At 60.8% G+C, this 11,547-nt stretch carries 11 protein-coding genes; 6 read left to right on the top strand and 5 right to left on the bottom strand.

The window, feature by feature from the left end; translation table 11 throughout:
• Nucleotides 1-43 precede the first annotated feature (43 nt).
• The 6 genes from G5154_RS06540 to G5154_RS06515 all read left to right on the top strand — a co-directional run bounded on the left by G5154_RS06540 (nt 44) and on the right by G5154_RS06515 (nt 6,023).
• On the top strand, nt 44-2,059 hold the full coding sequence (locus G5154_RS06540) for a reprolysin-like metallopeptidase (RefSeq protein WP_421211549.1): 2,016 nt from the start codon (nt 44-46) through the stop codon (nt 2,057-2,059).
• Nucleotides 2,056-2,379: a hypothetical protein gene (locus G5154_RS06535; protein WP_005344032.1), complete on the top strand. Its 324-nt coding sequence runs from the start codon at nt 2,056-2,058 to the stop codon at nt 2,377-2,379. The genes G5154_RS06540 and G5154_RS06535 overlap by 4 nt, the downstream gene beginning before the upstream one ends.
• A gap of 171 nt (nt 2,380-2,550) precedes the next feature.
• Nucleotides 2,551-3,189 (top strand): pyridoxamine 5'-phosphate oxidase, encoded by a 639-nt coding sequence (gene pdxH, locus G5154_RS06530; RefSeq protein WP_216979246.1) that lies wholly within the window; start codon nt 2,551-2,553, stop codon nt 3,187-3,189.
• A gap of 36 nt (nt 3,190-3,225) precedes the next feature.
• Nucleotides 3,226-3,840: a glutathione S-transferase family protein gene (locus G5154_RS06525; protein ID WP_421250587.1), complete on the top strand. Its 615-nt coding sequence runs from the start codon at nt 3,226-3,228 to the stop codon at nt 3,838-3,840.
• Nucleotides 3,840-5,477 carry a GNAT family N-acetyltransferase gene (locus G5154_RS06520; protein WP_421250586.1) on the top strand — a complete coding sequence of 546 codons (1,638 nt, stop codon included), beginning with the start codon at nt 3,840-3,842 and terminating at the stop codon, nt 5,475-5,477. Before G5154_RS06525 ends, G5154_RS06520 begins: the two co-directional genes overlap by 1 nt.
• A 6-nt stretch (nt 5,478-5,483) precedes the next feature.
• The gene (locus G5154_RS06515; protein ID WP_216950384.1) at nt 5,484-6,023 is read left to right on the top strand and encodes a GNAT family N-acetyltransferase; all 540 of its coding nucleotides are present in this window, start codon (nt 5,484-5,486) and stop codon (nt 6,021-6,023) included.
• Nucleotides 6,024-6,119: 96 nt separating this feature from the next.
• On the opposite strand, the gene G5154_RS06510 is transcribed toward G5154_RS06515, so the two are convergent.
• From G5154_RS06510 to mnmA, 5 genes are all read right to left on the bottom strand, one after another.
• The gene (locus G5154_RS06510; RefSeq protein WP_421250585.1) at nt 6,120-6,533 is read right to left on the bottom strand and encodes a hypothetical protein; all 414 of its coding nucleotides are present in this window, start codon (nt 6,531-6,533) and stop codon (nt 6,120-6,122) included.
• A 183-nt stretch (nt 6,534-6,716) separates the two neighbouring features.
• Nucleotides 6,717-7,847 carry a cupin domain-containing protein gene (locus G5154_RS06505; RefSeq protein WP_335849032.1) on the bottom strand — a complete coding sequence of 377 codons (1,131 nt, stop codon included), beginning with the start codon at nt 7,845-7,847 and terminating at the stop codon, nt 6,717-6,719.
• Between the two features lie 139 nt (nt 7,848-7,986).
• Entirely contained in the window at nt 7,987-9,357 is a 1,371-nt protein-coding gene (gene purB, locus G5154_RS06500; protein ID WP_421250584.1) for an adenylosuccinate lyase, read from the bottom strand.
• 129 nt (nt 9,358-9,486) lie between these two features.
• On the bottom strand, nt 9,487-10,101 hold the full coding sequence (hflD, locus tag G5154_RS06495) for a high frequency lysogenization protein HflD (RefSeq protein WP_421250583.1): 615 nt from the start codon (nt 10,099-10,101) through the stop codon (nt 9,487-9,489).
• Between the two features lie 213 nt (nt 10,102-10,314).
• Nucleotides 10,315-11,421: a tRNA 2-thiouridine(34) synthase MnmA gene (mnmA, locus tag G5154_RS06490; protein ID WP_005353619.1), complete on the bottom strand. Its 1,107-nt coding sequence runs from the start codon at nt 11,419-11,421 to the stop codon at nt 10,315-10,317.
• Nucleotides 11,422-11,547: the final 126 nt, after the last annotated feature.

Genomic DNA, 11,547 nt, shown 5'->3' with positions numbered 1-11,547 from the left:
GGCCGCAATTCAGGCGATTGCATTAATACAAGGACTAAAAACAATGCATGTGACGAAATACTCTAGGGTGGCCTTGCTGGTTGCCAGCATGCTGGGCTCAACCAGCCTGATGGCCAGCGAATGGAGCACGGTTGCCGCCAGAGCAACAGCTGACGAGGGTTATGAGGTACGGGCTCATCAGTTCCGGGTCGCCAAGGTGCCGCTCGACTATTTTGCCGGGTTGCAAGCGGGGGCCAGCAAGCTGACCTTGCCACTGCCTGATGGGGGGGAGGTTACCTTTGCACTGGAAGCTTACAATGTACTGCCCGCAGACCTTGCAGCCAAGTATCCTCAGATCCGCACCTTCAAGGGGTACAACCCGGCTCATCCGGTTGATACTGGACGCTTCGATCTGGGGCCGCAAGGTTTTCATGCCATGTTCAGCCATCAGGGCAAGATGGTGTTTGTCGATCCGCTGCGCAATGCCGAGGGGTATGCAATTTACTACCAGCAGGATGCCTACAGCCGACTGGAAGAAGACGCCGACAAGGTGATCGGGGCTGACGCCAAAACGTTGGCTCGCAAGGTGCAAGTGGATGGTAATGTTCGCAAACGTTACACCATCGCTATCTCGGCCGCAGGTGAGTACACCCAATATCATGGCGGCTCCCAAGTGCTGGCCCTGGCGGCCATTACTACCCTGCTCAACCGGGTCAACGAGGTGTACCAGCGAGATGTGGGGGCCGAGTTCGTGCTGGCCAGCGGCAACGATTCTGTGATTTTTACCGATCCGGTAACAGACCCTTTCTACAACGGCGATAACCCTGACTACGTGAGCGGCGTGAGCAGCATCTATGAGGCTGATGACACCAGCAAGAACGTCCTGGTACAGGGAGAAGCCTTCGCCAATGGTGAGCTGGGCGCATTCGATATCGGGCATGTGGTCAATACCGGGGGAGGTGGCCTGGCCGGGCTCGGCGTGCTGTGCACCGCGGACAAGTCGGCCGGGATGACGGGCTCCGATAAGCCGGTGGGGGATGCCTTCTTTATCGACTACGTGGCTCACGAGATCGGCCACCAGTTCGGTGCCGACCACACCTTCAACGGCACCACTGGCAGTTGCGGCGGTGGCAATCGGGAGGCGGCACAAGCCTGGGAGCCGGGCAGCGGTACTTCTATCATGGCCTATGCCGGGATCTGCGGGGACGAGAACATCCAGCCCCACAGCGATCCCTATTTTCACAGCAAATCTATCGAGCAGATGCGGGCGCACATGGCGACCGTGCCGGCCTGTGGCACCACCCTGAATCTCGTCAACAACACGCCCCAGGCGGTGGCCGGAGCCAGCCATATCATTCCCGCCAACACGCCATTCGTGCTCAAGGGGGCCGGCGCCGATTTGGACAAGGATCCCCTGACCTACACTTGGGAGCAGATTGATCTGGGCGACCCGTCCAGCAGTGCTCTTGACATGATCGATGACGGCTCCCGTCCGTTGTTCCGCTTCGTGTCGCCGACCGGCTCGCCGGAGCGGATTTTGCCGAGCTTGCCATCCCTGCTCTCGGGCTCGCTCGCCAAGGGCGAGGCATGGCCCACCACTAACCGGGATCTCAACTTCCGATTGACGGTGCGTGACGGCAAGGGCGGTGTCGCCAGCGACGACATGAAGGTCCAGGTGATCAACACTGGCAGTGCCTTCCGATTGACCGCCCCGATTGGGGTGGCATTGACGCCGGGGGCAAGCCTGGCTGTCAGCTGGGATGTGGCCGGCACCACGCTGGCGCCGATCAGCTGCAGCAAGGTAGACCTGTTCATCACCCAAAACGAGGGAACCAGCTGGAGCAATCTGGCGGTCAGCCAGCCCAACAGCGGCGCCGCCACTGTCACCCTGCCGGCGGATCTGGCCAGCTCTGCCCGCCTGAAGGTGGCCTGCAGCGACAACATCTTCTTCGCGATCAGTCCCTCCAAGCTGCCGGTTGTCCAAAGCGGCGGCAGTTCGGGCGGTAGCGGCGGCGGTGGTGCCCTCGGTCTCTGGACTCTGGCGCTGGCCCTGCTGGGTTGGCAACGGAGGCGCGGATGAGGGTTGGCTGGCTGATGCTGGTGTCCCTGCTTGGCGGCTGTCAGGCCGACGCCGATACTCTGGAGCAGGCGGTCAGCGCCAGCCTGGCAAAGCAGGATTACCGGTTGATCGTGCGGGCCGGGCGCGGCGAGGTGGCGCCCGGCATCGCGCCGGAGCAGCAGGCCTCGGCCAAGGCGCGCTGCGGTGTGCGCTACCTCGACGGTCTGGGGGATGTCATCAAGCCCGGACAGGAAGAGGCCCAGGCCAAGCTGGCGGCCTATGCGGCCGATTACAACCGGCGCATGCTGGCGCATTGTCCTGCTGTCGCTGGCAGGCAATAAGCCTGCGCGTACCAAGATCGTGCGAAGGGTATATCAAGGAGGGAGGCGTGAGCCTCCCTCTTTTTTTGCAGCAGCCATTTGCTGGTCACAAGGCTTGTACCCATGGCGTGCTCGTCGCACAATGCCAGCACGCATGGCCGCATGGGCGGCAAAGAGAGAAGGAAAATCAAGATGATGGATGTTGCTGATCTGCGTCGGGAGTATACCCGTGGCGGGCTGCACCGGGCCGATCTGCCGGCCGAGCCGCTGGCGCTTTTCGAGAAGTGGTTGGCGCAGGCTTGTGAGGCCAAACTGACCGATCCCACCGCCATGGTGGTGGCGACCGTCGATGCCGATGGTCAGCCCTGGCAGCGTACCGTGCTGCTCAAGCACTACGATGCCCAGGGGATGGTCTTTTACACCAACATGGGCAGCCGCAAGGCGCAGCAGCTGGAAGGCAATCCCCGTATCAGCCTGCTCTTTCCCTGGCATACGCTGGACAGACAGGTGCATGTGACCGGTCGGGTGGAGAAGATGAGTACCTTCGAGGTGATGAAGTATTTCCACAGCCGTCCCAAGGATAGCCAGATTGCCGCCTGGGTCTCCAAGCAGTCGACCCGCATTTCGGCGCGCGGTGTGCTGGAGGCCAAATTCCTCGAGCTCAAGCAGAAGTTTGCCAATGGCGAAGTGCCGCTGCCGAGCTTCTGGGGCGGTTTTCGGGTGCGGATCGACACGGTCGAATTCTGGCAGGGGGGTGAGCATCGCCTGCACGATCGTTTCTACTACACCCGCGATGGGGATGGCTGGCATATCGAGCGTCTGGCTCCCTGAGTGCGCTGTTCAAATCTGTTTTCACAAGGAGTGTGTATGCGTCTGTATGGTGATCTGCGTTCCGGCAACTGCTACAAGGTGTGGCTGCTGGCCCGCTGGCTGGATCTGCCCCTTGAGTGGGTAGAGGTGGATATTCAGGCGGGGGATACCCGTACCCCCGCATTTTTGGCCATGAACCCCAACGGCAAGATCCCGGTGCTGGAGATTGGCCAGGGCGATACGCTGGCGGAATCCAACGCCATCCTCTTCTATCTGGGGCAAGGCAGTGCCTTGTGGCCAACCGATCTGCGCCAGCAGGCCGAGGTGCTCAAATGGATGTTCTTTGAGCAGTACAGCCATGAGCCCTACATCGCGGTGGCCCGCTTTATCGTTCACTATCTCGGCCGCCCCGAGTCGCAGGAGGCGCGGCTCGACGGGCTGAAAGCCGGTGGCGAGAAGGCGCTGGCGGTAATGGAGCAGCAGCTGAAACAGAGCCCCTACCTGTGCGGTGATGCGCCGACCATCGCCGATATCGCCCTTTATGCCTACACCCATGTGGCAGAGGAGGGGATCTTCTCCTTGCAGGGGTGGCCTGCTATCCGCAGCTGGATCGCCCGTATCGAAGCCCATCCCCGCCATCTGACGCTGCCAGTGGCCTGTCAGGCCAGCTGATGGAATTGCTGATCGAGGCCAGTCTGTGGCAACCGCAGTGGGCTGCGCTGTTGCAGCACTGGCAGCAGCAAGGTCATCGCTGGCAGCTGCTACTGGGCAAAGAGGCGGCCGCCCTCGATCAAACCGATGCACCCTGGGCGAGCAGCCCTCCAGACGGGGTGCTCTGCCCGGGAGCCCTGCTGGCTGCCTGGCTCGATGGGGATCTGCTGACGGATTTTCATGTTGATCCCAGCCGCCAGGTTCTGATCAGTGCCTCTACCTCCCTATTGACCCTCGCCAAGGAGCAGGGACTGCTCACCCTTGGCCCTGTGGGGGCCGATCTGCCGCTCACCCCCGAGGCCGATTTGGGTGTCGTGCTTAATCGCCTGCTGGCGCGCCGCGTGATGATACCGACGTTGGCCGAGGATTCGCACGCCGCTGGCGTCGTGCTGCGACCACTGCAGGCCGCCGATGAGCGCGAGATAGTGCGCTACTGCAGCGACGAGGCGCTGGCCCGCTATACCCTCAATATTCCTCACCCCTATCCGCCGGAGGGGGCCCGCGACTGGCTGGCCCTTAGCTGGCGCAAGGCGGCGCTTGGCCTTGGCTGGAGCTGGGCCATCACCTTGCCAGAGGAGCAAGGGGCGGCGCTGGTTGGGGTGATCTCCTTGCACTGGAATGGCGAGCTCGCCTGGTGGGTGGGCGTGCCCTGGCAGAATCGCGGTCTGGCGACTCGGGCCGCTGGCTTGGTCAAGGAGTTTGCCTTTGACCAACTGCAACTGCCGGCGCTGACGGCTCGCCATATGCCGGACAATTTAGCCTCCGGCCGGGTGATGGCAAAAGTGGGGATGCACTATCGCGGGCGGCGCCATATCAGTGGTCGCCAGCCGTGTGAGGTGAGTTACTGGCGACTGGATCGCGCTCCCTCCTTACCCAATCCTTTGCCCGAGGAGATTTCCCGCTGGCTGGCTGATGAGCGGATCGCCGTGGTGATCCTGTGGGATCCTGTAACGTTGGATCGGCAGAGCGCCAACGGCAAGCTGGCTATCTCGCTCTTTGTGGATGAGAGGGGCGCGGGGGAGGAGTCCTGCTCTATTCGCTGCCCGCCGCATCTTGAGAGGTTGCTGGCGCTGCACTGTTATCCCGTCGATTTGCTGGAGCAGGCCGAACCGGAGCAGTTGTCCCATCTTGGCGGCGTCTTGCTGAAAGACAGGGATGAACAGGGGCTGGCGTGGTTGCTGCAACTGGCCGCGCTGCAGCGGCAGGGGCCCGATCTGCTCAGCCGCGAGAAGCGCGCATCACGGCGCCACTGGTTCAACCAATTGATGGCGCAGGCGCTGGGCGGCAACGGTGACTCATCGCAGATACGCTATCAGCAGTTACGGCTGCTGGTGGAGCTGCCGGAGCTGGTCGACGAGCTGGATGGTTGTTGGCATCAAACGCCCGAACTGACCTTTGAGCGGTTGGCGCGGGAGGCTCCCGCCCTCTGGCTTGCCTACCGGGAGGCGATGAACAGGGCCACCCCGGCTACGCTAACCGCTTTGCAGCAACAGTTTGCAGCTCGTTTTCCTGAGTGCACCCTCCCATTTTTGGACAAAGGTACTCAGAATGACCAGCCGTTGTGTGGAATAATGCCCGCTCTGCTGTACGAGGAGTAATACCTGATGTTGAGAACCGAGCGCCCCGGTGACATGCTGCCGGTCTATGAGCTGCTGAGTGCCGCCTTCGGTCGTTCCGATGAGGCCGAACTGGTCAACCGCCTGCGCGAATGTGGCGCTGCCGTGGTGACCATGGTCGAAGAGGAAGAGTACGAGTTCATGGGGCACCTGATGCTAAGCCCGATCACCATTAACGGCATGGAAGGGCCCTGGCTCGGTCTGGCGCCGGTCGCGGTTCATCCCGACTGGCAAGGCCAGGGGATTGGCTCGGATCTTATCCGTGAAGGGCTTGATACGGCGCTCGAGATGGACTGGAAAGGGGTGGTGGTACTCGGGGATCCGGCCTATTACAGCCGTTTCGGTTTCCGCCCGGCCAGCGAGTTTGGCCTGCACTGCATCTATGAGGTACCTGTCGACTGCTTTATGGCGATGGAGCTGCAGGAGCGCGGTTTTGCGGGTGTGCAGGGTGAGGTGCTCTATCACCCCCTGTTTGATGAACTCCCCGACGAGCTGCCGGACGCGCAGGCAGAAGTGTCCCATTTATAGCGAGACGTCGCAGCGACAAGCCATAGCGAAAAAGCCCTCATTGAGGGCTTTTTCATCTTGTATTGATCCCTGCCGGGCTTATTCGAGCAAATTGGCTCAGGCAATGATGTCGAGCTGGGTGCCCTTGCGAGTATCTTCGCCCACCATGTCACCCATCTGCTGGGCGAGCGGGCTCTGCTGGAATTGCATGTAGTCGCTGAGATTCTGCTGGCGCTGGTAGCGAGTCGCAGCCTGATACATATCAGCCGTGCTCGGGCCCGACTTGCTGTCGCTCTCCTGACCGCTGGCTTCCAGGTAGCGCTCCACCACGGCTTTATCTTGCTGGTTAGCCGTATAAGAGACAGCCAGGGTTCTGCGAGCCGTTGCTTTCTCTTCGCTCTGTGCCTGTAATTCATCCTTCTTGATCAGCGCTTCGTTACGGGCCTGATTGACCTGTTCGGGCGTGACAGCCTGAGAGGAGGGATATTTGCCGTAATCGGGCAGCGGCATGGGCCGGGAGGTGATTTGCATGGTGGCGCTTCTCTTGTGAACAGGGATGGACGCATGATACCCATCCATTTTAGTTCAATAAATCACCACCTGTCGGTTCATCAAGAGTGGGTTCAGCTTCGCGCATCGATTGTTAATTGAACCGCCTCTGAGTGACAAAAAAGGCGCCATAAGGCGCCTTTTAATCCTTCGGTTATCGCCGGATCAGTTGAAGAACCAGTAACCGCGATTGACCAGTCGGGTCAGCAGTTGCAGGAAACCGGCCTGATCGGCCAGCTCCACCATATCGGCCTGAGTGATGATGTCTTTGTCACACAACAGCGAAATGGCTGCCGCATCTTCGCTCTGCAGGGTCCAGGCTTCGCCATCGATATAGCACTGCTGGCTCTCGCCGCTGAACCAGACGCTGCGCAGGCCCGGCACCTTGATGGCAGGCTCGCCCTGGGTCAGCAGGTCTGCTACCTCCTCGGCGCTGTAGTCCGGCTCGACCGGATTGACGTCCAGATCGTGCTTGGCTTCGGAGATCATGGTGCCGAACCACTCCTTGAACAGGGTCTCGTCATCGAGAGCCTGCTGCATCAGCTCGCGCAGACGGTGCAGCTCGTGGGGCTGGATCTCGCCGTGACGGGCACGGGGCTTGAGATCGGCATCGCCGTAACGCTCGGTACGCACCTCGTTGTCGATCAGGTGATCGGCAAAGGAGGAGATAAGCGCCTTGGCATCCGGTGCGCGGAAACCCACCGAGAAGTTCATGGAGGGCTCGATGGCGTAGCCTTCGTGGGGGAATCCGGGTGGAATGTAGAGGATGTCGCCCGGCTCCATGATGACGTCGATGATCGCCTCGAACGGCTCGCAGTGCAGCAGGGCGGCATGGGCGGCGAACTCGTTGAGGGGCTTGGCATCGCCAACCCGCCAGTGGCGTTTGCCCAGACCCTGGGTGATAAACACATCGTAGTTGTCGATGTGGGGGCCGACACCCGCATGGGGGGTGGAGAAGCTCACCATCACATCGTCAAAGCGCCAGCCCGGGATGAACTGGAACGGCACTGCCAGCTCGTTCACCTCGGGGGCCCAGTGGTTGCAAGCCTGTACCAGAATGGTCCAGTTCTCTTCGCCCAGATGGTCGTAGGATTCGAAGGGGCCGTGGGCGGCATCCCACTTGCCGTCGAAACGGGTGACGAGGCGGGACTCGACCACCTCTTCCATGGCCAGGCCCGCCAACTCGTCCGGGCTGATGGGATCCTGAAAGTCCTTGAAGCCACCCTTGATAAGGAGCGGGCGCTTCTGCCAGTAGTGCTCAAGGAAGTGAGCGATATCCAGATTGAGTTCGTACATGCTGTTTCTCGTGTCTCGCAAAGAGGTTTTGCCCAAGGTGGGCTTGGGAAAAGCCACTCGGGATCCTGCCGTGGCAGGGAAAATAACAGGGGCCCTGTGGCATATCGTGCACAGGGCCCCTTCGTCACTGCCGGTTGGCTTACTTCAGCAGATCGACCAGACGCTGGGCGTCACCGATGTAGTTGGCCGGGGTCAGCTTCTTCAGCTCAACCTTGACCGCTTCCGGCAACTCCAGGGTGTCGATAAAGGTACGCATCCCTTCGGCATCGACGCGGCGACCACGGGTCAGCTCCTTGAGCTTCTCGTAGGGCTTCTCGATACCGTAGCGGCGCATCACGGTCTGGATCGGCTCGGCCAGCACTTCCCAGTTGGCATCCAGATCGGCGGCCATGGCGGCGTCGTTGGCTTCCAGCTTGGAGATACCCTTCAGGGTCGCCTGATAGGCAATCAGGGAGTAACCCACCGCCACACCCAGGTTGCGCAGTACGGTAGAGTCGGTCAGGTCACGCTGCCAGCGGGAGATGGGCAGCTTGCTCGCCAGATGCTGGAACACGGCGTTGGCCAGACCCAGATTGCCTTCGGAGTTCTCGAAGTCGATGGGGTTGACCTTGTGCGGCATGGTGGAGGAGCCGATTTCCCCCGCGATGGTGCGCTGCTTGAAGTGGCCCAGGGAGATGTAACCCCACACATCGCGGTCGAAGTCGATCAGGATGGTGTTGAAGCGAGCCATGGCGTCGAACAGCTCGGCGATGTAGTCGTGCGGCTCGATCTGGGTGGTGTAGGGGTTCCAGGTCAGGCCCAGAGAGGTAACAAACTCCTCGGAGAACTGGTGCCAGTCCACATCCGGGTAGGCGCTGAGGTGGGCGTTGTAGTTGCCGACCGCACCGTTGATCTTGCCGAGGATCTCCACCGCCATGATCTGCTTGAACTGGCGTTCCAGACGGTAGGCGACGTTGGCCATCTCCTTGCCCATGGTGCTCGGGGTGGCCGGCTGGCCGTGGGTACGGGAGAGCAGCGGCATGTCACGGTACTCGTGGGCCAGACGCTTGAGCTCGCTGATCAGCTTCTCGCAATAAGGCTTGATGACCTCTTCGCGGGCGGTTTTCAGCATCAGACCGTGGGAGTTGTTGTTGATGTCTTCCGAGGTGCAGGCGAAGTGGATGAACTCGCTGACAGCCGCCAGCTCCGGGTTCACTTCGACTTTCTCTTTGAGGAAGTACTCCACCGCTTTCACATCATGGTTGGTGGTGCGCTCGATCTGTTTGATACGGGCAGCGTCACTCTCGTTGAAGTTGCTTACGATGCCATCGAGCAGGGCGTTGGCGGCCGCGCTCAGGGCAGGGACTTCCGGGATCCCGGCGTGGCTGGCCAGTTTTTGCAACCAGCGCACCTCGACTTCGACGCGAAAACGCAGCAGGCCGAATTCGGAGAAGATAGGGCGCAGGGTATCGGCCTTGTCGCCATAACGACCGTCAATCGGGGAAACAGCAGTCAGCGCGGACAGCTCCATGGGGTGAACTCCTGATGATTTGTGTGGGGGATCCGTATCCACTCGCGCGTGGGGCTGAGTTGTCATCAAGGCTGATGTGCGGCTGTTCACCCTGATGTCGACCTCGCTTGCCCACGCGCGAGCCGATGATTAGTAACGTTTGGCCAGCTCCACCATCTTCTTGCGAGCGAAGATGATCTGGGTGCGGCTGCCACCGAGCTGACGCCACAGCACGCAGGCACGAATGCCCGCCAGCAGCAGGGCGCGCACCTTGTGCTGCACCAGTGGTTGCTGCAGGAACAGCGGGGTACCCGCCACCTGGATGCGTGGCCCGATGGGGCTGATAAGATCGCTGTAGATGCTCGCCATGTTGGCTAAAATCTGCTCGTCGAGCAGATCGAAGTGCTGTTGCTGGCGGCCAATCAGGCTGATCCGCTCACCCAGCATATTGAGAATGTCCTTGCGCTTGGCCAGCTTGCGCTCCAGTGCAATCAGGCTTACCACGTAGCGGGTCAGCTCGGCATTCTTCTGGCTGCCGTCGGCACCCAGCTGCTCGACCAGCGCACGGTAGCCGTCGCGAATGGCCAGATGGGTGTTGTTGAACACCTCGAGCGGCTGGCTCGGGTTGGTCACCAGAATGCTGGAGAGGCTCTCGCGCAGGGCGGCCTCGTCACAGCTGCCGTCTCGGGCCACCTTCTGCACCAGATATGCGGCCTGGCAGATGCCGGCAAAGGCCATTGTTCTGTCTTGGAATTTATCGCTCATATCTTCACAGCCCTGTTCTGTTCATTCACCGGCCGATGCCATGATCCGGCCTGGACGTTACCAATCATGTATCGTTGCCTTGTGCTGTTTTTTTCTTTGTCCCCTCTCCCTCAGGGAGAGGGTCAGGGTGAGGGTGGTTACCCCCTCATCCCCAACCCTTCTCCCGCGAGGGGAGAAGGGAGTACAGCGCGGACGCTCCTGAGCGCCCAGCCCTTAGACCGGATGGCTGAAACGTTGTTCGATGATGCCGCCGCCCAGACACACTTCCCCGTCGTAGAAGACGGCGGACTGGCCCGGGGTCACCGCAGCCTGTTTCTCGTCGAAGATGACCCGGATGGTCTCGTCGTCGATGGGTTGGATCAGGCAGGGGATATCCTGCTGGCGGTAGCGGGTCTTGACGGTGCAGCGGCGGGGCTCGCGAATGGGAGTGCGATCCACCCAGTGCAGCTGGCTGGCGATGAGACCGTCGGAGTAGAGACGGGGATGTTCGCCCTGCGCCACCACCAGCACGTTGCGCTCGACCTCTTTGTCGACCACGTACCAGGCCTCTTCGGTGGCATCTTTGCGACCACCGATACCGAGTCCTTTGCGCTGGCCCAGGGTGTGATACATCAGACCCTGATGCTCGCCGATCACCTTGCCATCCACGGTCTCGATTTTACCGGGCTGGGCGGGCAGGAACTTGGCCAGGAAGTCCTTGAACTTGCGCTCGCCGATAAAGCAGATACCGGTGGAGTCTTTCTTCTTGGCGGTGATGAGATCCAGCTGCTCGGCGATGCGGCGCACCTCCGGCTTCTCCAGATCGCCAACCGGGAACAGGCTCTGACCCACTTGCTTCTCGCTCAGGGTATAGAGGAAGTAGCTCTGATCCTTGTTGGTATCGAGACCGCGCAGCAGGCGAGGGCGGCCGGTGCTGTCGTCACGGCGCACATAGTGGCCGGTGGCGATGTAGGTGGCACCCAGCTCTTCGGCGGCAAATTCGAGGAACGCCTTGAACTTGATCTCCTTGTTGCACAGGATATCCGGGTTCGGCGTGCGGCCAGCCTTGTACTCTTCGAGGAAGTGCTCGAACACGTTGTCCCAGTACTCGGCCGCGAAGTTGATGGTGTGGAGTTTCATCCCCAGCTTGTCGCAGACGGCCTTGGCATCAGCCAAATCCTGGGCGGCAGAGCAGTACTCGTCCGTGTCGTCTTCTTCCCAGTTCTTCATGAACAAGCCTTCGACCTGATAGCCCTGCTGCTGGAGCAGGTAGGCCGAGACGGAAGAATCCACGCCGCCGGACATGCCGACGATCACCTTGATTTGGCTGTTGTCTGTCATTAGTCGAAGTTACCAGTTCGTTTAAACGGGGCGTATTCTACCAGAGTTTTGCGCCCCCGGTCACATATCCATGCCGCAGTTCCCATCAGGAGCCTGATAGCAGGAAATCGTTTTTCTGTTGTTGGC

Source organism: Aeromonas sp. 600527 (assembly GCF_049175415.1).
In the GTDB taxonomy this organism is placed as follows: Bacteria; Pseudomonadota; Gammaproteobacteria; order Enterobacterales; family Aeromonadaceae; genus Aeromonas; species Aeromonas veronii_A.
This window is presented reverse-complemented; position numbering and strand designations above follow the sequence as displayed.